Origin of the sequence: Polymorphum gilvum SL003B-26A1, from assembly GCF_000192745.1 — a bacterium.
Taxonomy (GTDB): domain Bacteria; phylum Pseudomonadota; class Alphaproteobacteria; order Rhizobiales; family Stappiaceae; genus Polymorphum; species Polymorphum gilvum.
In genome coordinates this window covers 4,523,610-4,545,815 of the sequence record NC_015259.1, presented here as the reverse complement: position 1 = coordinate 4,545,815, position 22,206 = coordinate 4,523,610, and the positions used below count along the sequence as shown (strand labels likewise).

Below are 22,206 nucleotides of genomic sequence, written 5' to 3'. Positions count from 1 at the left end.
TTCGGACATGGCGCGGAACAAGATTGCTTTGATCGGCTCTGGGCAGATCGGCGGAACGCTCGCTCATCTTGCCGGTCTCAAGGAACTCGGGGACATTGTCCTTTTCGACATCGCCGAGGGCGTGCCGCAGGGCAAGGCGCTCGACATCGCCGAATCCTCCCCCGTCGACGGCTTCGATGCCAAGCTTGCCGGCGCCAACAGCTATGAGGCCATCGAGGGCGCCGACGTCGTCATCGTCACCGCGGGCGTGCCGCGCAAGCCGGGCATGAGCCGCGACGACCTGCTCGAGATCAATCTCAAGGTGATGGAACAGGTCGGCGCCGGCATCGCCAAGTATGCCCCGAACGCCTTCGTCATCTGCATCACCAACCCGCTCGACGCCATGGTCTGGGCGCTGCAGAAGTTCTCCAAGCTGCCCGCCAGCAAGGTCGTCGGCATGGCCGGCGTGCTCGACAGCGCCCGCTTCCGCTATTTCATCGCCGACGAGTTCAACGTTTCGGTCGAGGACGTTACCGCCTTCGTGCTCGGCGGCCACGGCGACACGATGGTGCCGCTGACCCGCTACTCCACGGTTGCCGGCATCCCGCTCACCGACCTGGTCAAGATGGGCTGGTGCACGGCCGAGCGCCTGGAACAGATCGTCCAGCGCACCCGTGACGGCGGCGCCGAGATCGTCGGCCTGCTCAAGACCGGCTCGGCCTTCTACGCGCCGGCCTCCTCGGCCATCGCCATGGCCGAATCCTACCTGAAGGACAAGAAGCGCGTGCTGCCCTGTGCCGCTGCCCTCGACGGCCAGTACGGCCTTAAGGACACCTACGTCGGCGTGCCGGTGGTGATCGGCGCCGGCGGCGTCGAGCGCATCATCGAGATCGACATGAACGCCGATGAGAAGGCCATGTTCGACAAGTCCGTCGCCTCGGTCGACGGTCTGGTCGAGGCCTGCAAGAAGATCCAGCCGGCGCTCGCCTGATCGGCTGACCTCATCAAGTCAACGGCCGACGCCGATTTCCGGCGGCGGTCCTCCGAACGACGGGGGAGACAATGAACATTCATGAGTATCAGGCCAAGGCGGTCCTGAAGGAATACGGCGCGCCGGTCGCCGAGGGCGTCGCGATCTTCTCGGCCGACGAGGCCGCGGCCGCGGCCCGCAAGCTGCCTGGACCGCTCTGGGTCGTGAAGTCCCAGATCCACGCCGGCGGCCGCGGCAAGGGCAAGTTCAAGGAACTGCCCGCCGATGCCAAGGGCGGTGTCCGTCTCTCCTTCTCGCTGGAGGACGTCGTCAAGAACGCCAGGGAAATGCTTGGGCATACCCTGGTGACCGCCCAGACCGGCCCGGCCGGCAAGGTCGTCAACCGTCTCTACATCGAGGACGGCGCCGACATCGAGCGCGAACTCTACCTGTCGATCCTGGTCGACCGCTCCGTTGGCCGCCCGGCCTTCGTCGTCTCGACCGAGGGCGGCATGGACATCGAGGCCGTCGCCGAACATACGCCCGAGAAGATCGTCACCGTCGCCATCGATCCCGATACCGGCGTGACCGAGGCGGATGCCGCGAGGCTGTGCGACGCGCTCGAGCTGGAGGGCGCCGCCCGCGCCGATGGCATGACGCTGTTCCCGATCCTCTACAAGGCGTTCATGGAAAAGGACATGAGCCTTCTGGAGATCAACCCGCTGATCGTCATGAAGGACGGCCGCCTGCGCGTCCTCGACGCCAAGGTCTCCTTCGACGGCAACGCCCTGTTCCGCCATCCCGAGATCGTCGCCCTGCGCGACATCACCGAGGAAGACGAGAAGGAGATCGAGGCCTCCAAGTATGACCTCGCCTACGTCGCCCTCGACGGCAACATCGGCTGCATGGTCAACGGTGCCGGCCTTGCCATGGCGACCATGGACATCATCAAGCTCTACGGCGCCGAGCCGGCGAACTTCCTCGATGTCGGTGGCGGCGCCTCCAAGGAAAAGGTCACTGCGGCTTTCAAGATCATCACGTCCGATCCGAACGTGAAGGGCATCCTGGTCAACATCTTCGGCGGCATCATGCGCTGCGACGTGATCGCGGAAGGCGTGTTGGCCGCCGTGCGCGAGGTCGGCCTGCAGGTGCCCCTCGTCGTCCGCCTGGAAGGCACTAACGTCGAACTCGGCAAGAAGATCATCGCCGAAAGCGGTCTCAACGTGATCGCCGCCGACGACCTCGACGACGCCGCCAAGAAGATTGTCGCTGCCGTGAAGGGAGCCGCCTGATGTCCATTCTCGTCAACAAGGACACCAAGGTCATCGTCCAGGGCCTGACCGGCAAGACCGGCACGTTCCATACCGAACAGGCGCTGCAGTACTACGGCACCAGGATGGTCGCCGGCGTCCATCCGGCCAAGGGCGGTGAGACCTGGACCTCGGGCGTCGACGCCTCGGCAACGCTGCCGATCTACGCCTCCGTCGCCGAGGCGAAGGACGCCACCGGCGCCGACGCTTCCGTGATCTACGTCCCGCCGGCAGGCGCGGGCGCGGCCATCATCGAGGCGATCGAGGCCGAGATCCCGTTCATCGTCTGCATCACGGAAGGCATTCCGGTCGCCGACATGGTCAAGGTCAAGGCCCGACTGGAGAAGTCGAAGTCGCGTCTGCTCGGGCCCAACTGCCCCGGCATCCTGACCCCGGAAGAGTGCAAGATCGGCATCATGCCGGGTTCCATCTTCAAGAAGGGCTCGGTCGGCATCGTCTCGCGGTCGGGCACGCTGACCTACGAGGCGGTGTTCCAGACCTCCAACGCCGGCCTCGGCCAGACCACGGCGGTGGGCATCGGCGGCGATCCGGTCAAGGGCACCGAGTTCATCGACGTGCTGGAGATGTTCCTCGCCGACGACGCCACCCAGTCGATCATCATGATCGGCGAGATCGGCGGTTCGGCCGAGGAGGATGCCGCCCAGTTCCTCAGGGACGAGGCGAAGCGCGGCCGCAAGAAGCCGATGGCCGGCTTCATTGCCGGTCGCACGGCGCCGAAGGGCCGCACCATGGGTCATGCCGGCGCCGTCATCTCCGGCGGCAAGGGCGGGGCCGAGGACAAGATCGCGGCCATGGAGGCGGCGGGCATCCGCGTCTCCCCGTCGCCGGCCAAGCTCGGCGAGACGCTGGTCGAGGTTTTGAAGGGCTGATTGGCCCGCTTGCCTTAAAAACCGCGCAATTTGTTTACGGTTAGTAAGGCATGATGAAGGATGCGGGGGAGGCGGTCGTCTCCTCCGAAGTTTGAGAGGGTCCGCGTCCCTGGCGCGGGTCCAAAGGCGGAAACCAGGGTGTGCTTACCGGTGCATCCGGCAATAAAAAGGGCGGAGAGACCCTCCGCTGAGCGGACATGGCACGGCAGGACGCGAACAATGTCTTCGCGCTGACGTCGTTCCTTTACGGCGCCAACGCAGCCTATATCGAAGAACTCTACGCGCAGTATCAGGAGAATCCCGCCTCGCTCGATCCCGAGTGGCAGGATTTCTTCGGCGCGCTCCAGGATGAGAAGGCCGACGTGCTCAGGGAAGCGCGCGGCGCCCCCTGGAAGCGGGCGGACTGGCCGTTGCCGGCCCACGGCGACCTCGTCAACGCCTTCGACGGCAACTGGGCGCCGGTCGAGAAGGCGCTCGGCGACAAGCTGAAGAAGCAGGCCGAGGCGAAGGGCGCCAGACTATCGGACGCCGACGTCCATCAGGCAACGCGCGATTCCGTGCGCGCGCTGATGATGATCCGCGCCTATCGCATGCGTGGCCATCTGCACGCCGACCTCGACCCGCTGCGCCTGTCGCCTCCGGGCGACCACGAGGAACTGCATCCCTCGTCCTACGGCTTCTCGGACGAGGACTGGGACCGGCCGATCTTCATCGATCACGTGCTCGGCCTCGAATACGCGACCATCCGCGAGATGCTCGAGATCCTCAAGCGGACCTATTGTTCCACGCTCGGCGTCGAGTTCATGCACATCTCGGATCCGGCCGCTAAGGCCTGGATCCAGGAACGCATCGAGGGCCCGGACAAGCACGTCGAGTTCACGCCGCGCGGCAAGCGCGCGATCCTGAACAAGCTGGTCGAGGCTGAGGGCTTCGAGAAGTTCCTCGATGTGAAGTATACGGGCACCAAGCGCTTCGGCCTCGATGGCGGCGAGGCGCTGATCCCGGCGCTTGAGCAGATCATCAAGCGCGGTGGCCAGATGGGCCTGAAGGAGATCGTGCTCGGCATGGCCCACCGTGGCCGCCTCAACGTCCTGTCGCAGGTCATGGCCAAGCCGCACCGGGCGATCTTCCACGAGTTCAAGGGCGGCTCCTACGCCCCGGACGATGTCGAGGGCTCCGGCGACGTCAAGTATCACCTCGGCGCTTCCTCCGACCGCAGCTTCGACGGCAATGACGTGCACCTGTCGCTGACGGCCAACCCGTCGCACCTGGAGATCGTCAACCCGGTGGTGCTCGGCAAGGCACGCGCCAAGCAGGACCAGCATTCGGCTGTCGACGGCCACTGGGTGACCGACACCACGACGATCGACCGTTCCAAGGTGCTGCCTCTGCTGCTGCACGGCGATGCCGCCTTCGCCGGCCAGGGCGTCGTGGCCGAATGCTTCGGCCTGTCGGCCCTGCGCGGCCATCGCACCGGCGGGTCGATCCACGTCATCATCAACAACCAGATCGGCTTCACCACCAACCCGCGCTTCTCGCGCTCCTCGCCCTATCCCTCGGATGTGGCGAAGGTCATCGAGGCGCCGATCTTCCACGTCAACGGCGACGATCCGGAAGCGGTGGTCTATGCCGCCAAGATCGCCACCGAGTTCCGCCAGATCTTCGGTCGGCCTGTCGTCATCGACATGATCTGCTACCGCCGCTTCGGCCACAACGAGGGCGACGAGCCGGCGTTCACCCAGCCGATCATGTATCGCAAGATCCGCAAGCATCCGACCACGCTGCAGATCTACGCTGACAGGCTCATCGCCGAGGGCGTCATCACCGCTGAGGAGGTCGAGGAACTCAAGGCCGCCTGGCGCAAGCATCTCGACGAGGAGTTCGAGGCCGGCCAGACCTACAAGCCGAACAAGGCCGACTGGCTCGACGGCAAGTGGGCGGGCCTCAAGCGAGCCGCCGACGAGGAAGACCCGCGTCGCGGCTCGACCGGCGTGCCGGTTTCCGAGTTGAAGGAGATCGGCCGGCGCCTGAGCACGGTTCCGGACGGCTTCAACGTTCACCGCACGATTGGCAGATTCATGAGCAATCGCGCCGCCATGATCGAGACCGGCGAGGGCATCGACTGGGCGACCGCCGAGGCGCTCGCCTTCGGCAGCCTGCTGCGCGAGGGCCATCCCGTCCGCCTGTCCGGCCAGGACTGCGAGCGCGGCACCTTCTCGCAGCGCCACAGCGTGCTCTACGACCAGGAGGACGAGGGCCGCTACATCCCGCTCAACCACCTGTCCGACGACCAGGCCCGCTACGAGGTCATCAACTCAATGCTCTCCGAAGAGGCGGTGCTCGGCTTCGAATACGGCTACTCGCTTGCCGAGCCCAAGGCGCTGACCCTGTGGGAGGCGCAGTTCGGCGACTTCGCCAACGGCGCCCAGGTGCTGTTCGACCAGTTCATCTCGTCGGGCGAACGCAAGTGGCTGCGCATGTCCGGCCTCGTCTGCCTGCTGCCGCACGGCTACGAGGGCCAGGGGCCGGAACACTCCTCCGCCCGTCTGGAGCGTTACCTCCAGCTCTGCGCGGAGGACAACATGCAGGTCGCCAACTGCACGACGCCGGCGAACTACTTCCACATCCTGCGCCGGCAGCTCAAGCGGGACATCCGCAAGCCGCTCATCCTGATGACGCCGAAGTCGCTGCTGCGCCACAAGCGGGCCGTGTCGACTCTGGCGGAACTCGGTGAGACTTCGAGCTTCCATCGCCTGCTGTGGGACGATGCCCAGTATCTGGCCGACAGCCCGGTCAAGCTGGTCGCGGACGACAAGATCCGCCGCGTCGTCATGTGCTCGGGCAAGGTCTATTTCGACCTCTACGAGGAACGCGAGAAACGCGGCATCGACGACGTCTACCTGCTGCGCGTCGAGCAGCTCTATCCGTTCCCGAAGAAGGCTCTCGCCCAGGAACTCGCCCGCTTCCGCAACGCCGACATGGTCTGGTGTCAGGAGGAGCCGAAGAACATGGGCGGCTGGACCTTCGTCGAGCCCTATATCGAATGGGTCCTGACCGAAGTCGGCCACAAGGTGCGCCGGCCGCGCTACGCCGGCCGTGCCGCCATGGCCTCGACGGCCACCGGCCTGATGTCCCAGCATCTCGCCCAGCTTCAGGCATTCCTCGACGAGGCGTTCGCAGACTGACGCCGGCCCGCGTCGGCGGGCCGGCTCCAAGACCGGAAATGGTCAGGCAGAGTTAAGAGAAGGCGACCATGGCAACCGAAATCCGCGTGCCCACCCTGGGCGAATCCGTATCCGAGGCGACCATCGCCCAGTGGTTCAAGAAGCCTGGCGAGGCCGTCACCGCCGACGAGCCGCTGGTCGAGCTGGAGACCGACAAGGTGACCGTCGAGGTGCCGGCGCCGGCTTCCGGAACGCTGGAGAGCATCGTGGTCAACGAGGGCGACACCGTCGAGGTCGGCGCCCTGCTTGGCCGCATCGCCGCCTCCGGCGCCGCCAAGCCGGCTGCCGCCGCCCCGGCAAAGAAGGCCGAATCGGCCCCGGCAGCGGCCCCGGCAGCGGCCAAGCCATCGGCCGCGCTGGTCGACGTCGTCGTGCCGAGCGCCGGTGAATCCGTCACCGAGGCCGGCGTCGGCGGCTGGAGCGTCAAGGTCGGCGACGTGGTCAAGGTCGACGACATCCTGGTCGAGCTCGAAACCGACAAGGCGGCCCAGGAAGTGCCGGCTCCGGTCGCCGGCACGGTGGTGAAGATCGCCGCCGCCACCGGCGACACCGTCACCCCGGGCCAGCTGCTGGTCCAGATCGACCCGAGCGGCGCGGCCGCCCCGGCCGCCGCCCCGGCGCCTGCTGCCGCGCCGGCCCCGGCCGAGCGCACCGGCTCCGCCATGCCGCCCGCGCCGTCCGCCGCCAAGCTGATGGCCGAGAAGGGCCTTGCCGCCGACCAGGTCGCCGGGTCGGGCAAGCGTGGCCAGGTGCTCAAGGGCGACGTGCTCGCCGCCGTCGCGGCCGGCGTCTCCGCCGCTCCGGCTGCGTCCGCCGCGCCCGCCGCCGTCCGCGGCCCGGTCGCGGTCGAGGACGAGGCGCGCGAGGAACGCGTGCGCATGACCAAGCTGCGCCAGACCATCGCCCGCCGGCTGAAGGATGCGCAGAACACCGCCGCCATGCTGACCACCTACAACGAGGTCGACATGGGTCCGGTGATGGAGCTGCGCTCGGCCTACAAGGACGTGTTCGAGAAGAAGCACGGCGTTAAGCTCGGCTTCATGGGCTTCTTCACCAAGGCGGTCTGCCACGCGCTGAAGGAGATCCCGGCGGTCAACGCCGAGATCGACGGTACCGACGTCATCTACAAGAACTTCTGCCACATCGGCGTCGCCGTCGGCACCGACAAGGGCCTCGTCGTGCCGGTCGTGCGCGACGCCGACCAGATGTCGATCGCCGAGATCGAGAAGGAGATCGCCGCGCTCGGCCGCAAGGCCCGCGACGGCAAGCTCGGCATGGCCGAGATGCAGGGCGGCACCTTCACCATCTCCAACGGCGGCGTCTACGGCTCGCTGATGTCCTCGCCGATCCTCAACGCGCCGCAGTCGGGCATCCTCGGCATGCACAAGATCCAGGACCGGCCGATGGCCGTCAACGGCCAGGTCGTCATCCGGCCGATGATGTATCTCGCGCTGTCCTACGATCACCGCATCGTCGACGGCAAGGAGGCGGTCACCTTCCTGGTCCGCGTCAAGGAGAGCCTTGAGGATCCGCGCCGCCTGGTGCTGGACCTCTGATTCCTTCGCCGGGGCTGCGGCTGGCGGCCCCGGCCCGAGTTTGCAGCGTGAACCTCGCGCCCGACGCCCCGCAGCCGCCCTGCTTCGCAACGAAGCGGCTCAGAAATAAAGAGGCGACCCCATGTCCCAATACGATCTCGTCGTCATCGGAACCGGCCCTGGCGGCTATGTCTGCGCCATCAAGGCGGCCCAGCTCGGCCTCAAGGTCGCGGTGGTCGAGAAGCGTGCGACCCATGGCGGCACTTGCCTCAACGTCGGCTGCATCCCCTCCAAGGCGCTGCTGCATGCTTCCGAGATGTTCGAGGAGGCCGGCCACGGCTTCGAGAGCCTCGGCATCAAGGTCGGTAAGCCCAAACTCGACCTCGCCGCGATGATGGCGCACAAGCAGGCGACCATCGACGCCAACGTCGGCGGCATCGCCTTCCTGCTGAAGAAGAACAAGATCGACGCCTACCATGGCCTCGGCCGCATCCTGTCGGCCGGCAGGGTCGAGCTCACCGCCGAGGACGCCAAGGTTACCGAACTGGCCGCCAAGGCGATCGTCATCGCCACCGGCTCCGATGTCATGCCGCTGCCCGGAGTCGAGATCGACGAGAAGCAGATCGTTTCCTCCACCGGCGCGCTCGCCCTCGACAAGGTGCCCGGCAGGCTGGTCGTCGTCGGCGGCGGCGTCATCGGCCTGGAGCTCGGCTCCGTCTGGAACCGCCTCGGTGCCAAGGTCACCGTGGTAGAGTTCATGGACAAGATCCTCGGGCCGATGGATGGCGACGTGTCGAAGCAGTTCCAGCGCCTGCTGGCCAAGCAGGGAATGGAGTTCAGGCTGTCGTCGAAGGTCACCGGCGTCGAGAAGAAGGGCAAGGGCCTCGCGGTCAGCGTCGAGCCGGCCGCCGGCGGGGCCGCCGAGACGATCGAGGCCGACATCGTGCTGGTCGCGATCGGCCGCCGTCCCTACACCGCGGGCCTCGGCCTCGACGAGGTCGGCGTCAAGCTCGACGCGCGCGGCCGGGTCGAGATCGACGACCGGTTCGAGACCAGCGTTCCCGGCATCTATGCCATTGGCGACGTCGTCGTCGGTCCGATGCTCGCCCACAAGGCCGAGGACGAAGGCGTCGCGTTGGCCGAGATCCTCGCCGGCCAGGCCGGCCACGTGAACTACGACGTCATTCCGGGCGTCGTCTACACCGCGCCGGAAGTCGCGTCCGTCGGCCGGACCGAAGAGGAACTGAAGGCCGCCGGCGTCGCCTACAAGGTCGGCAAGTTCGCCTTTGCCGCCAACGGCCGCGCCCGCGCCATGAACCGCTCCGACGGCTTCGCCAAGGTGCTTGCCGATGCCGAGACCGACCGCGTGCTCGGCGTTCACATCGTCGGCCACGGCGCCGGCGAGATGATCCACGAGGCGGCGGTGCTGATGGAATTCGGCGGCTCGGCCGAGGATCTGGGTCGCACCTGCCACGCCCACCCGACCATGTCGGAAGCCGTCAAGGAAGCCGCTCTGGCCGCCTTCTTCAAGCCGATCCACAGCTGATCGGTACGGCAGTCCCGAAACCGCGCAAGGCCGGGCGCCCCGCCCGGCCTGTCCTGTTCGTCAGTGGTCGCCGTCGCACAGGGAATGGTCGGCAAGCGCCCGGATCACCTGGCAGTCGGCGACCGAATGGTCTCCGTCGCAGCTCGTTGCGATGCGCTCAAGCTCCGTCTCCAGCCGTTGCAGCCGGGCGATCTTGTCGCGCACGGTGTCAAGTTGTGCCCTGGCGATCCGGTCGGCCTGCGCGCAGGGCCGGTCGGGATGGGCGGCGAGGTCGAGCAGGTCGCGGATCGCCGCCATCGGCAGGCCGAGGTCGCGGGCATGGCGGATGAACTGCAGCCGGTCCAGCTCGGCCTGGCCGTAGCGGCGCTGGTTGCCGTCCGTGCGTCCGGGCGCCGGCAGGAGGCCCATCTGTTCGTAGTAGCGGATCGTGGGCACCTTCACGCCGGTGCGGCGCGACAGCGCGCCGATGGAAAAATCCATGCCGCCCCCTTGAATCTCTAGTCGCTGGAGAAACTACATTGCCTTCCGGGAGGATGCAATCGCGGCGCGGCGCGCGCCGCCGAGGTGGAAAGGAAAGCGTCATGGGCGCCTGCTGCGGCCACGAACATGGACCCTTCGACGGCGTCTCGGCCGACTACAGGCGCCGGCTTTGGCTGGTGATCGCGATCAACGCGGCCATGTTCGCCGTCGAGATGGGCGCCGGTCAGGCGGCGGGCTCGCAGGCGCTGCAGGCCGACGCGCTCGATTTTCTCGGCGACGCGCTGACCTACGGTCTGTCGCTCGCCGTCATCGGCGCGCATCTCAGGATCCGGGCCGCGGCCGCGCTGGCCAAGGGACTCAGCCTGTTCGCCATGGGCGCCTGGGTGCTCGGGCAGACCGTCTGGCGCAGCCTCTACGGCGGCGTGCCCGAACCCGCGGTCATGGGCGCGGTCGGCGTCCTCGCCCTGGCCGCCAATGTCGCCAGCGTGCTGCTTCTGATGCGCTACAAGGACGGCGATGCCAACGTGCGCTCGGTCTGGCTGTGCTCGCGCAACGACGCCATCGGCAACGTCGCCGTCATGGTCGCCGCCCTTGGCGTCTGGGGCACGGCAAGCGGCTGGCCGGACCTGATCGTCGCGGCCATCATGGCCGGCCTGTTCCTGAGTTCCTCGGCGCAGATCGTTCGCCAGGCGCTGGCGGAATGGCGTGCGTCCGGCGAAGCGTCCGCGCCGCGGACCTCCGATCCCGGCCAGTCCTGATGCGGTGCGGGCCACCGCCGGACCTCGTCCCTTCGTCGCGGCGACGCGGTCGCGCGACGCGAAGACGAGCCATTGTCGACGAGCCATTGTCGTTGGCCTCGAGCGGCGGCTTCCGAAGACGGGGTCTCCGACGGAACACGCGCCACCGAGGTCGCAAGTGTCTACAGACCGAAACCGCCCGGCGGTCATGCTTCAGACGGTTGATTGCACATATCTTTGAAACGCGCGCCAACTGGCGCGCGCCGAGAATCGCACGGAGGAGCCGGTAGGGGCCGGCGCGCGACGCTTACCTCTGCAGCGGCGCCTTGGCCGTCGCCGGACGCGAGGTCTCGCTGGCGCCTGCGGCGTCGGTCATGTCGTTGGTCGCGATCAGCACCTCGGGTGCGGTCGGCATGGCCTGCGCCACCGACATATTCTGCTTGGCTTTCACCGACTTCATGTAGTCGCAGGCGCTGGCGGGCGCGGCGGCGAAGGCGGTCAGGGCCGCGGCGGCGGCAAGGCTGGCGAGAACGCGCATGGTCCATCTCCTTGGTCTGGCAGTCTGCGGCATGTCAGTCTGGAGGCGGGTCCGGCACGGCCGGGCCACCTAATCTACAGGGTACGGCTTGCGGGCGCAAAGGCAAGCCCGAATGCCGCTCACCTTGCGCCGCGCGGAGGCTGCCTGACGACGGATCGCCTTGCCGGATCTCGCTATTTCCGGCGCAGGATGTGGCTGGTCACATTTTCCTGAACCGTCCGGTCGTGCGGGATCTCGGTGACATAGGCCTCCAGGTGGCCGTCGAAGGCGCGCATGTCGATCAGCCGCGAGCCGAAGAAGCCTGACAACTGGACGCGCACGCCGCCGCCGCCGGGCCTGAGGCTGGCATCCGTCCAGCCCCATTTGCAGTCGCGCGGGCTGCAGCGCATGAACGCCCGGGCGCGCAGGATCACGCGGTCGTCGATGCAGCGGCTTTCGACCTCGATGCGGGAGACCTGCTTTGGCTTGGCCTTGGGGTCGACCCAGATCCCGTGTTCCGGGATCGGGCAATAGATGCGCGTGCCCTGAGCGAGGGTCGGGCTTGTCAGCAGGATCAGGAACAAGGCAAGAGCGGCCGGGTGCATGGCGACGCCTCCTCGTCCATACCGTGCAGGGACGACGTTAAGGAGTAGTTAATGCGTCGCCGGGCGCCTGCCGGACCCGGGCCGATGTCGGGCGGAGAATGAGGAACCGGAAGGGATGTGCCGTCCGGGTGCTGCGCGGACCGCAAGGGCCCGGCGCAGAACGGGGAGCCGGCTCCCGGCGGGAGCCGCTGGCGCTCAGGCGCGGCTACGGGCCGCGGGGGCCTTGCGCTTCGGACCCGGAATCAGGCCTTCGCGCTGGGCGAGCTTGCGCGCGGCCTTGCGGGCGCGGCGGACAGCTTCGCCCTTTTCGCGGGCGCGCTTTTCGGACGGCTTTTCGTAGGCGCGGCGGGCCTTCATTTCACGGAAGACGCCTTCGCGCTGGAGCTTCTTCTTCAGGACGCGGAGCGCCTGCTCGATGTTGTTGTCGCGTACGAGAACCTGCAATTGATTTCCTTCGCTCATGCCTGCGCCGCATCGCCCTGCGAGGGCGGCAGGCGGTTGATCTTGGCGCCGAGAGGGCACGGAAGGCCGGCACCCTAACAGATCCCGCGCCAAATGCACGTCCCCTGAGGCGTTTTTTTTGCCGCCGCGCCGGATTTGCGCCGAATTCGCGTCGGCTGAGGTCAGGCCTTGCCCTTTCCGGACGGCTTCTTGCCGGCGTCGGGCTGCTGGGGCTTCCAGGCGAAACCCGTCTCCGGTTTCGCTGGTGCGGCCGACCTGTCTTTCTTCGGCTTGCGGATCTCGCGGTTGCTGCGCAATTGGCCCTTGGCCATGGCGTGTCTCCTTGCAGGCTTATCGGGTGCGGAAGAACGGCTGCTGGGTCTTAACCGCTTCCAGCGTGTCCTCGCTCGCCACGCGGTCGTGGCGCTCGTCGTCGTTGCGGATCCGGTACTGCGGATAGTTGTCGCGCGTCGGCAGGGTCGCGGTGATCCGGTAGGTGTCGCCGGACCGGGACGGACCACCAGTGCCCGTGTTCAGGCGGACCGACTGGCCGATGGCGTAACGGTGTGTCGACATTGACGTCTCCTGGTCGCTTGGCCGGCGGCGGAAACAAAAAAAGCGGGACTGGATCCCGCTTCGTTCGTCCGGCCTAGGCCGGCAGGGCCGAGAGGCGACGCCGCCAGTACATCCGTGGTCGGCATCGCCATGGCGTCGGCCTTAGAGGAGCTGCAGGTTCGCAGCCGAGCTGCGGCCCTGACGGTCCTGTTCCAGTTCGAACTGAACCTTCTGGCCTTCGTCCAGGCGGCCGATGCCGGAGCGCTCGACGGCGCTGATGTGAACGAACACGTCGCGGCTGCCGTCTTCCGGCTGGATGAAGCCAAAGCCCTTCTGGCCGTTGAAGAACTTTACGGTTCCAGTTTTCATGAGAGTAGTACCTTGATATAGAGTAGATCCGCGCGGCCCCGCTCGGGCAGCGCGTTGAAGCATCGGTCATTTGGAAGAGAATGGCGGGTCGAGATCGTATGACGCCGCGAGAAGCCAAGCCTGGCCCAAAAAAACGATAGGGGTTTCTAGCCCTCAATTGCGGTCTAAATGAGGCGGGATCGGAAATTTTTCCGACGGACCTAGCGCCGCGGGTGGGCCTTGTCGTAGGCCTCGAGCAGCCGGGCGGTGTCAACCTCGGTGTAGATCTGGGTGGTCGACAGGCTGGCGTGGCCGAGCAGTTCCTGGATGGTTCTCAGGTCGCCGCCGCCGGCCAGCAGGTGGGTGGCGAAGGAATGCCGCAGCGCGTGCGGCGTCGCGCTGTCGGGCAGGGCGAGCGCGCTCCTCAGCTTCTGCATGGCCAGTTGCACCAGCCGCGGGTTGAGCGGCCCGCCGCGCGCGCCGAGGAAGAGCGGCCCGTCCGGCTCCGGCGTGTAGGGGCACAGCTTGAGATAGGCGTCGACCGCCTCGCAGACGACCGGCAGCACCGGCACGATGCGTTCCTTGCCGCCCTTGCCGCGGATCGTCAGCGTCTTGGTGCCACGCCGCGGCGCCGTGCGGCCGGTCAGCGACAGCGCCTCGGCGAGGCGTAGCCCGCAGCCGTAAAGAAGGGTCAGCACGGCGGCGTTGCGCGCCTCGATCCAGGGCTCGGCCTCCATCGCCAGCTCGCCGCTGACGATCGCCCTCGCATCGGCCGCCGACACCGGCTTGGGCAGCGAGCGCGGTTGACGCGGCGGGCGTATGGCGCCGGCCGCGGCCGCGTTGACCTCGCCGCGCCTTTCCAGGAAGCCGAGGAACGAACGGATGCCGGCCAGTCCGCGCGCCAGCGACCGGCTCTGCGCGCCGGCGCGTCGCCGGCGGGCGAGGAAGGCGCGGAAGTCGGCCGGCCGCAAGTCGCGCAGCTCGGCCATGCCCGGCGTCCCGCCGAGATGGTCGGTCAGGAAGCGCAGGAACTGCCGCACGTCGCGCTCGTAGGCGACCAGCGTCTTGTCCGACAGCCGCCGCTCGTCGCCGAGATGGTCGAGCCAGGCGCCGATGCGGGCGTTGAGCTCCGGCGTGGCGGTGACGAGCAGCGAATCGGGATCGACGGTCATGGAAAAAGCTTAGCGCAGAATCGCGGTCAGGGCGGAGCGGGGCAAGGACGCCGGCCGTCGGCCCGCAATCCTGGCACCTCTCCGGAGGGTCTCCGGCGGGACTCCGGACCCATGTAGGACGCTTTTGCACCGCTTGTACGACGCTGCGATGGTCGCGACGTCAAGAGCGGCCTGGTCGTGGTCAGAGAATGCTCTGGCCGGTCTTCGCCCAGTCGGTCAGGAATGCCTCGAGGCCCTTGTCGGTCAAAGGATGCCTGACCAGGGCCTTCAGCGTTGCCGGCGGGATGGTGGCAACGTCGGCGCCGGCCAGCGCGCAATCCTTGACGTGGTTGACGGTGCGGATCGAGGCGGCGAGCACTTCCGTGCCGAAGCCGTAGTTGTCGTAGATCACCCGGATCTCGCGGATCAGCTCCATGCCGTCGAGGTTGATGTCGTCGAGGCGGCCGATGAACGGCGACACGTAGGTCGCCCCCGCCTTGGCGGCGAGCAGCGCCTGGTTGGCGGAAAAGCACAGCGTCAGGTTGGTCTTGCGGCCTTCGCCTGTCAGCGTCTTGCAGGCTTTCAGCCCGTCCAGGGTGATCGGCAGCTTGATGACGACGTTGTCGGCGATGGCGGCCAGCACGCGCGCTTCCCGGATCATGCCGTCGTAGTCGGTCGCCGCCACCTCGGCCGACACCGGACCGGGAGTAATCGCGCAGATCTCGGCGATCACCTCCTTCATCGGCCTGCCTGCCTTCATGACCAGGGAGGGATTGGTCGTCACGCCGTCGAGCAAGCCGGTCGCCGCCAGCTCCGCGATTTCGCCCGTGTCTGCCGTATCGACAAAGAATTTCATCGCTCCAAGGACTCCCTTCGCCGGGCGACCGAAGCGCCGGCCCGGACATTGCCTGTCTGCTCGCCGTCTCTTTACCGTAGGATGGCGCCGAGCGACACCCCCGATTCGTGCCGCTCCGGCCGGCGGGACAGCCCCGCCCGGACAGGCTTCAGGAAAAGATCGCCACGTGCTGTTCGATAACGATAGGGACGGATCGGGAACGATCGCCAGCGTTCTGGTGCCCGTCGCCGTCCCCGGCCCCTATACCTACAAGGTGCCCCCCGGCCTCGCCGTGTGCCCGGGCACGATCGTGCGCGTCCCGCTCGGCCCGCGCGAGGTCGTCGGCGCCGTCTGGGACGGCATGCCGGAGCCGGGCATCGATCCGCGCAAGCTGAAGGCGATCAGCCATGTCTATCCGGCCGGCCCGCTCGACGCGGACATGCGCCGCTTCGTCGACTGGGTCGCCAACTGGACGCTGTCGCCGCCGGGCATGGTGCTGCGCATGGTGCTGCGCTCGGAGGAGGCCCTGGAACCCGAGCCGCCGGTCGCCGGCGTCGCCCGCGTCGAGGGCGCGGCGCCGGATCGCCTGACGCCCGCGCGCAGACGCGTTCTCGACACCATGCAGGACGGTTTCGCCTGGACGAAGTCCGGCCTCGCCGGTGCGGCGGGCGTCAGCGTTTCGGTGATCGACGGCCTCGTCCATCAGGGCGTTCTGGAGATCGTGTCGATGTCGGCGAGCCCGGCGCCGCCGGCGCCGGATCCTGCCTACAACGCGCCGGCGTTATCGCCGGCCCAGGCGGCGGTCGCCACGGGCCTCGTCGCCGCCTTTGATCGTGGCTACGCGGTCTCGCTGATCGATGGCGTTACCGGCTCGGGGAAGACCGAGGTCTATTTCGAGGCGGTGGCCGAGGCGGTGCGTCGCGGCCGGCAGGCGGTTGTGCTGGTCCCCGAAATCTCGCTGACCGCGCAGTTCCTCAAGCGGTTCGAGCAGCGCTTCGGCGTGCTGCCGGCGGAATGGCATTCGGAAGTTGCGCCGCGACGGCGGGCGCGGGTCTGGCGCGGTGTGGCCTCGGGCGACGTCCGTGTCGTCGTCGGCGCCCGCTCGGCCCTGTTCCTGCCCTTCCACGAGCTCGGCCTGATCGTCGTCGACGAGGAGCACGACACGGCCTTCAAGCAGGACGACCGGGTTCCCTACAATGCCCGCGACATGGCTGTGGTGCGCGGCCATCTGGCGCAGTTCCCGGTCATCCTCGCCTCGGCCACGCCGTCCATCGAAAGCCGCGTGAACGCCGATCTCGGCCGCTATACCCGCTTCGTCCTGCCGGAGCGGGCTTCCGGCGGCGCCCTGCCCGAGCTTCATGCCATCGACATGCGCCGCGACGGCCCCGAGCGCGGCCGGTGGCTTGCGCCGGCGCTGGTCGCCGCCATGCGCGAGACGCTGGCCGACAACGCCCAGTCGCTGCTGTTTCTCAACCGGCGCGGCTATGCGCCGCTGACCTTGTGCCGGTCATGCGGTCACCGCTTCCAGTGCTCCCACTGCAGCGCCTGGCTGGTCGAGCACCGCTTCCGCGGCCGCCTCGTGTGCCATCACTGCGGCCACAGCGAGCCGGTGCCCCAGGCCTGCCCGTCCTGCGGCACGGTCGATGCGCTGGTCGCCTGCGGGCCGGGCGTCGAGCGGATCGCGGAGGAAGTGGAGGCGCTGTTTCCGCAGGCGCGTACGCTGATCCTATCGTCGGACCTGCCGGGCGGACCGGAGCGGCTGCGCCGGGAGATGAAGATCGTCGAGGAGGGGGGAGCCGACATCGTCATCGGCACGCAGCTCGTCGCCAAGGGACACAACTTCCCCCTGATGCGGCTGGTCGGCGTCGTGGATGCCGACCTTGGACTCGCTCACGGCGACCCGCGCGCCGCCGAGCGGACGTTCCAGCTGCTCGCCCAGGTGACCGGCCGCGCCGGCCGCTTCTCGGGTGGCGGCAAGGGCTACCTGCAGACCTATTCGCCGGACCATCCCGTCATCAGGGCCCTGCTGTCGTCGGATTCGGAAGCCTTCTACGCCGCCGAGATCGAAGCGCGCCGCGTCGCCGGGCTGCCGCCCTTCGGGCGTCTCGCCGCGCTCGTCGTATCCGGTCCCGACAAGCCGGCGACGGAGGGTTATGCCCGCGCGGTCGCGCGCGCCGCGCCGCCGGATGCGGCGGTGACGGTGCTCGGGCCGGCCGAAGCGGCGCTGGCGATGGTGCGCGGGCGCCACCGGTTCCGGCTGCTCGTGCTGGCGCCGCGCCAGTTCGACATGCAGGGTTACCTGCGAGGCTGGCTTTCCCGGGTGCCGCGCGCGGCCGGGGGACTGAGGCTCCAAGTCGACATCGATCCGCAGCAGTTTTTGTAAGCTCTGCGCGGCAGTGCAGCAAAAAACCGCCCGATTTGCCCGGTTCGGGCCTTTAGGCGAAGTTGCACACCTTCAAACGCTGTGCTATTCGAGGCGCGGCTTTCGGGGGAACGGCTCTGCCGTCAAACCTTGCGCCCCTAAAATATCACGAAATTTCAAGGCTTTGCGATCGCCGATCGGGTCCGCAGTGCCGCGAAATATGTCAGAGAGCTCGGACCTGGTGACAGACAACGTATCTCTCGTTTCCGGCGTAGCGAAACGGTATGCCTCCGCCCTTCTGGATCTTGCAGAGGAGTCTGGCGCGACGGCCGACGTGGAGCGCGACCTCGGCACCTTTGAGCGCATGCTCGGTGACAGCGCCGATCTCGTGCGGCTCGTTCGCAGCCCCGTGTTCAGCGCCGAGGAGCAGCTTGCCGCCCTCGACGCCCTGCTAGCCAAGGCCGGGATCTCCGGACTTGCTGCCAATTTCGTGAAGCTGGCCGCCAGGAACCGGCGCCTCTTCGCCCTTCCCGACATGATCCGCGCCTTCCGGGCGCTCCTCGCGGAGAAGCGGGGCGAGGCAACGGCCGAGGTGGTCTCGGCGGTGGCCCTGTCGGATGCCCATGTCGCGGCCCTGAAGGACGCCCTCGCGGCCTCCACGGGCAAGACCGTCAACATCTCGGCACGCGTCGATCCGGCGCTGATCGGTGGCCTCGTGGTCAAGGTCGGCAGCCGCATGATCGACACGTCGCTGCGCACCAAGCTCAATTCTCTCAAGTTCGCAATGAAAGAGGTCGGCTGATGGATATTCGGGCCGCGGAAATTTCCGCTATCCTCAAGGACCAGATCAAGGGTTTCGGCCAGGAGGCCGAAGTATCCGAAGTCGGTCAGGTTTTGTCCGTCGGTGACGGTATCGCGCGCGTCTACGGTCTGGACAACGTCCAGGCCGGTGAGATGGTCGAGTTCCCGGGCGGTGTCAGGGGCATGGCCCTCAACCTGGAAACCGACAACGTCGGCGTCGTGATCTTCGGCTCCGACCGCGAGATCAAGGAAGGCGATACGGTCAAGCGGACCGGTGCCATCGTGGAAGTGCCGGTCGGCAAGGGCCTGCTCGGCCGCGTCGTCGACCCGCTCGGCAATCCGCTCGACGGCAAGGGGCCGATCGAGGCCGCCGAGCGCCGCCGCGTCGACGTCAAGGCGCCGGGCATCCTGCCGCGCAAGTCCGTGCATGAGCCGATGTCCACGGGCCTCAAGGCGATCGATGCCCTGATCCCGGTCGGCCGCGGCCAGCGCGAGCTGGTCATCGGCGACCGCCAGACCGGCAAGACCGCGATCATCCTCGACACCTTCCTGAACCAGAAGCCGCTGCACCAGGGCGACGACGAGGGCAACAAGCTCTACTGCATCTACGTCGCCGTCGGCCAGAAGCGGTCGACCGTCGCGCAGTTCGTCAAGACGCTTGAGGACGCCGGCGCGATGGCCTATTCCATCGTCGTCGCCGCGACCGCGTCGGATGCCGCTCCGCTGCAGTTCCTCGCCCCGTTCGCCGGCTGCGCGATGGGCGAGTACTTCCGCGACAACGGCATGCATGCCGTGATCGGCTATGACGACTTGTCCAAGCAGGCCGTCGCCTATCGCCAGATGTCCCTGCTGCTCCGCCGTCCGCCGGGGCGCGAGGCCTTCCCGGGAGACGTCTTTTACCTGCACTCCCGCCTGCTGGAGCGCGCGGCGAAGCTGAACGAGGACAATGGCTCCGGCTCGTTGACCGCCCTGCCGGTCATCGAGACCCAGGCCAACGACGTCTCCGCCTACATTCCGACCAACGTGATCTCGATCACCGACGGCCAGATCTTCCTGGAGACTGACCTGTTCTATCAGGGCATCCGTCCGGCCGTGAACGTCGGCCTGTCGGTGTCGCGCGTTGGCTCCGCTGCCCAGATCAAGGCGATGAAGCAGGTTGCCGGCCCGATCAAGGGCGAGTTGGCGCAGTACCGTGAAATGGCGGCCTTCGCGCAGTTCGGCTCGGACCTCGACGCCACCACGCAGCGCCTGCTGAACCGCGGTGCTCGCCTGACCGAACTCCTTAAGCAGCCGCAGTTCTCGCCGCTGAAGACCCAGGAGCAGGTCGCAGTCATCTTCGCCGGCGTGAACGGCTACCTGGATAAGATCCCGGTCGAGCGCGTGCGCGAGTTCGAGTCCGGCCTGCTGCTGTTCCTGCGCGGCGAGCATGCGGACCTGCTCGATGCGATCTGGCAGAAGAAGGCGCTGGACGACGACCTGACGGGCCGCCTGCGCTCGGCGATCGACACGTTCGCGAAGAACTTCGCCTAACCCTGAACGCAGTCGGGATAAGGAGCAGGGGCGGCCATGCCGAGCCTGAAGGACCTACGAAACCGCATCGCCTCGGTCAAGGCGACGCAGAAGATCACCAAGGCCATGAAGATGGTGGCCGCGGCGAAGCTGCGTCGTGCCCAGGAAGCTGCGGAGGCCGCCCGGCCCTATGCGGAACGCATGGAGCAGGTGCTGGCCAATCTCTCCGCTGCCTTCGAGGGCCGCGACGATGCGCCGAGGCTGATGGCCGGCACCGGCAACGACCAGGTTCACCTCCTGGTCGTCGCCACCGCCGAGCGCGGCCTGTGCGGCGGCTTCAACAGCTCGATCGCCAAGCTGGCGCGCGAGCGGGCGCGCAGCCTGATCGCCCAGGGCAAGACCGTCAAGATCCTGTGCGTCGGCAAGAAGGGCTTTGACGCCATCAAGCGCGAGTTCGGTCAGCACGTCATCAAGACGATCGAGCTGCGCGGCGTGAAGTCCGTCGGCTATTCGAACGCGGCCGACATCGCGTCCATCGTCCTCGGCATGTTCGAGGCCGGCGAGTTCGACGTCTGCACGCTGTTTTTCGCGCAGTTCAGGTCGGTGATCAGCCAGATCCCGACGGCGCAGCAGATCATTCCGGTCAAGCTGCCGGAGCGCGCCGCCGCTGCGGAGTCGGGCGCTTCGCTGGTCTACGAATACGAGCCCGACGAGGCCGCCATTCTGACCGACATCCTGCCCCGCAATGTGTCGGTGCAGATCTTCCGCGCGCTCCTTGAAAACGCCGCGTCCGAGCAGGGTGCCCGCATGTCCGCCATGGACAACGCGACCCGCAACGCCGGCGACATGATCCAGAAGCTGACGCTGCGCTACAACCGCCAGCGCCAGGCGCAGATCACCAAGGAACTGATTGAAATCATCTCGGGCGCCGAGGCGCTCTGACCGGACGAGACGAGGATTTAGGGATGGCTGACAAGAAAGTCGGACAGATCACCCAGGTTATCGGCGCCGTGGTCGACGTCAAGTTCGACGACCACCTGCCGCAGATCCTGAACAGCCTGGAAGTTGACAACCAGGGCACCCGGCTGGTGCTCGAGGTGGCCCAGCATCTCGGCGAGAACACCGTTCGCACCATCGCGATGGACTCCACCGAGGGTCTCGTGCGCGGCCAGAAGGCGGTCGATACCGGCGAGCCGATCGCGGTGCCGGTCGGCGACGGCACGCTCGGACGCATCATGAACGTCATCGGCGAGCCGGTCGACGAGGCCGGTCCGATCCCGCATGACGCCAAGCGCGCCATTCACCAGGAAGCCCCGTCTTTCGTCGAGCAGTCGACCGAGGCCCAGATCCTCGTCACCGGCATCAAGGTCGTCGACCTGCTGGCTCCTTACGCCAAGGGCGGCAAGATCGGCCTGTTCGGCGGCGCCGGCGTCGGCAAGACCGTTCTGATCATGGAACTGATCAACAACGTTGCCAAGGCGCACGGCGGCTATTCCGTGTTCGCCGGCGTCGGCGAGCGCACCCGCGAGGGCAACGACCTCTACTGGGAAATGATCGAGTCCGGCGTGAACAAGAAGGGCGGCGGCGAAGGCTCCAAGGCCGCACTCGTTTACGGCCAGATGAACGAACCCCCCGGGGCGCGCGCCCGCGTCGCGCTGACCGGCCTGACGGTTGCCGAGCACTTCCGCGACCAGGGTCAGGACGTGCTGTTCTTCGTCGACAACATCTTCCGCTTCACCCAGGCGGGTTCGGAAGTGTCGGCGCTGCTCGGCCGCATTCCCTCGGCGGTGGGTTACCAGCCGACTCTTGCCACCGACATGGGTGCGATGCAGGAACGCATCACCACCACCACCAAGGGCTCGATCACCTCGGTGCAGGCCGTCTACGTGCCCGCCGACGATCTGACCGACCCGGCACCGGCCTCGACCTTCGCCCACCTCGATGCCACGACGGTGCTCAACCGCGCCATCGCCGAGAAGGGCATCTACCCGGCGGTGGATCCGCTCGACTCGACGTCTCGCATGCTCGATCCGCGCATCATCGGCGATGAGCACTACACGGTCGCCCGCAAGGTCCAGGAGACCCTGCAGCGCTACAAGGCCCTGCAGGACATCATCGCGATCCTGGGCATGGACGAACTGTCCGAAGAGGACAAGCTCACCGTGGCCCGCGCCCGCAAGATCGAGCGCTTCCTGTCGCAGCCGTTCTTCGTCGCCGAGGTGTTCACCGGTTCGCCGGGCAAGCTGGTCGCGCTCGAAGACACTATCAAGGGCTTCAAGGGCCTTGTCAGCGGCGAGTACGACCATCTTCCGGAAGCCGCCTTCTACATGGTCGGCAACATCCAGGAAGCCGTCGAAAAGGCGCAGCGTCTGGCCGCCGAAGCGGCCTGAGCCAGAACCGGCAGCCGTAGG

At 67.4% G+C, this 22,206-nt stretch carries 21 protein-coding genes; 12 read left to right on the top strand and 9 right to left on the bottom strand.

Annotated features, from left to right (window positions below):
* Positions 1-7 precede the first annotated feature (7 nt).
* The 6 genes from mdh to lpdA all read left to right on the top strand — a co-directional run bounded on the left by mdh (position 8) and on the right by lpdA (position 9,454).
* Positions 8-970: a malate dehydrogenase gene (mdh, locus tag SL003B_RS21360; protein ID WP_013654949.1), complete on the top strand. Its 963-nt coding sequence runs from the start codon at positions 8-10 to the stop codon at positions 968-970.
* A gap of 71 nt (positions 971-1,041) precedes the next feature.
* Positions 1,042-2,241, top strand: a complete 1,200-nt coding sequence (gene sucC / locus SL003B_RS21355; RefSeq protein ID WP_013654948.1) for an ADP-forming succinate--CoA ligase subunit beta — start codon at positions 1,042-1,044, stop codon at positions 2,239-2,241.
* Positions 2,241-3,149 (top strand): succinate--CoA ligase subunit alpha, encoded by a 909-nt coding sequence (gene sucD, locus SL003B_RS21350; RefSeq protein WP_013654947.1) that lies wholly within the window; start codon positions 2,241-2,243, stop codon positions 3,147-3,149. Before sucC ends, sucD begins: the two co-directional genes overlap by 1 nt.
* 197 nt (positions 3,150-3,346) lie before the next feature.
* Positions 3,347-6,334 (top strand): 2-oxoglutarate dehydrogenase E1 component, encoded by a 2,988-nt coding sequence (locus SL003B_RS21345; RefSeq protein ID WP_013654946.1) that lies wholly within the window; start codon positions 3,347-3,349, stop codon positions 6,332-6,334.
* A 68-nt stretch (positions 6,335-6,402) separates the two neighbouring features.
* Complete coding sequence (gene odhB, locus SL003B_RS21340) at positions 6,403-7,929, top strand: 2-oxoglutarate dehydrogenase complex dihydrolipoyllysine-residue succinyltransferase (protein WP_013654945.1); 1,527 nt, start codon at positions 6,403-6,405, stop codon at positions 7,927-7,929.
* A gap of 121 nt (positions 7,930-8,050) precedes the next feature.
* Positions 8,051-9,454 (top strand): dihydrolipoyl dehydrogenase, encoded by a 1,404-nt coding sequence (lpdA, locus tag SL003B_RS21335; protein ID WP_013654944.1) that lies wholly within the window; start codon positions 8,051-8,053, stop codon positions 9,452-9,454.
* A gap of 60 nt (positions 9,455-9,514) precedes the next feature.
* On the opposite strand, the gene SL003B_RS21330 is transcribed toward lpdA, so the two are convergent.
* Entirely contained in the window at positions 9,515-9,934 is a 420-nt protein-coding gene (locus SL003B_RS21330; RefSeq protein WP_013654943.1) for a MerR family transcriptional regulator, read from the bottom strand.
* Positions 9,935-10,035: 101 nt separating this feature from the next.
* On the opposite strand from SL003B_RS21330, the gene SL003B_RS21325 reads away from it, so the two are divergent.
* Positions 10,036-10,692: a cation efflux transmembrane domain-containing protein gene (locus SL003B_RS21325; RefSeq protein ID WP_013654942.1), complete on the top strand. Its 657-nt coding sequence runs from the start codon at positions 10,036-10,038 to the stop codon at positions 10,690-10,692.
* A gap of 286 nt (positions 10,693-10,978) precedes the next feature.
* On the opposite strand, the gene SL003B_RS21320 is transcribed toward SL003B_RS21325, so the two are convergent.
* The 8 genes from SL003B_RS21320 to fsa form a co-directional block, all read right to left on the bottom strand.
* On the bottom strand, positions 10,979-11,209 hold the full coding sequence (locus tag SL003B_RS21320; protein WP_013654941.1) for a hypothetical protein: 231 nt from the start codon (positions 11,207-11,209) through the stop codon (positions 10,979-10,981).
* Positions 11,210-11,382: 173 nt separating this feature from the next.
* The gene (locus SL003B_RS21315; RefSeq protein WP_013654940.1) at positions 11,383-11,793 is read right to left on the bottom strand and encodes a hypothetical protein; all 411 of its coding nucleotides are present in this window, start codon (positions 11,791-11,793) and stop codon (positions 11,383-11,385) included.
* Positions 11,794-11,988: 195 nt separating this feature from the next.
* The gene (gene rpsU / locus SL003B_RS21310) at positions 11,989-12,237 is read right to left on the bottom strand and encodes a 30S ribosomal protein S21 (protein WP_041375686.1); all 249 of its coding nucleotides are present in this window, start codon (positions 12,235-12,237) and stop codon (positions 11,989-11,991) included.
* 179 nt (positions 12,238-12,416) lie between these two features.
* On the bottom strand, positions 12,417-12,566 hold the full coding sequence (locus SL003B_RS23645; protein WP_169313688.1) for a hypothetical protein: 150 nt from the start codon (positions 12,564-12,566) through the stop codon (positions 12,417-12,419).
* Between the two features lie 19 nt (positions 12,567-12,585).
* Positions 12,586-12,810 (bottom strand): hypothetical protein, encoded by a 225-nt coding sequence (locus SL003B_RS21305; RefSeq protein WP_013654938.1) that lies wholly within the window; start codon positions 12,808-12,810, stop codon positions 12,586-12,588.
* 141 nt (positions 12,811-12,951) lie between these two features.
* Positions 12,952-13,158, bottom strand: a complete 207-nt coding sequence (locus SL003B_RS21300) for a cold-shock protein (RefSeq protein WP_013654937.1) — start codon at positions 13,156-13,158, stop codon at positions 12,952-12,954.
* A gap of 200 nt (positions 13,159-13,358) precedes the next feature.
* Entirely contained in the window at positions 13,359-14,309 is a 951-nt protein-coding gene (locus tag SL003B_RS21295) for a tyrosine recombinase XerC (RefSeq protein ID WP_013654936.1), read from the bottom strand.
* A gap of 181 nt (positions 14,310-14,490) precedes the next feature.
* Positions 14,491-15,144 (bottom strand): fructose-6-phosphate aldolase, encoded by a 654-nt coding sequence (gene fsa / locus SL003B_RS21290; RefSeq protein ID WP_013654935.1) that lies wholly within the window; start codon positions 15,142-15,144, stop codon positions 14,491-14,493.
* 166 nt (positions 15,145-15,310) lie between these two features.
* Here fsa and SL003B_RS21285 point away from each other — a divergent pair, with 166 nt between their 5' ends.
* The 5 genes from SL003B_RS21285 (at position 15,311) to atpD (ending at position 22,185) form a co-directional block, all read left to right on the top strand.
* Positions 15,311-17,506, top strand: a complete 2,196-nt coding sequence (locus tag SL003B_RS21285; RefSeq protein ID WP_013654934.1) for a primosomal protein N' — start codon at positions 15,311-15,313, stop codon at positions 17,504-17,506.
* 220 nt (positions 17,507-17,726) lie between these two features.
* Entirely contained in the window at positions 17,727-18,287 is a 561-nt protein-coding gene (locus SL003B_RS21280) for a F0F1 ATP synthase subunit delta (RefSeq protein ID WP_041376374.1), read from the top strand.
* The gene (gene atpA, locus SL003B_RS21275; protein ID WP_013654932.1) at positions 18,287-19,816 is read left to right on the top strand and encodes a F0F1 ATP synthase subunit alpha; all 1,530 of its coding nucleotides are present in this window, start codon (positions 18,287-18,289) and stop codon (positions 19,814-19,816) included. The genes SL003B_RS21280 and atpA overlap by 1 nt, the downstream gene beginning before the upstream one ends.
* 36 nt (positions 19,817-19,852) lie before the next feature.
* Complete coding sequence (locus SL003B_RS21270) at positions 19,853-20,737, top strand: F0F1 ATP synthase subunit gamma (RefSeq protein WP_013654931.1); 885 nt, start codon at positions 19,853-19,855, stop codon at positions 20,735-20,737.
* Positions 20,738-20,760: 23 nt separating this feature from the next.
* Positions 20,761-22,185 carry a F0F1 ATP synthase subunit beta gene (gene atpD / locus SL003B_RS21265; protein WP_013654930.1) on the top strand — a complete coding sequence of 475 codons (1,425 nt, stop codon included), beginning with the start codon at positions 20,761-20,763 and terminating at the stop codon, positions 22,183-22,185.
* Positions 22,186-22,206: the final 21 nt, after the last annotated feature.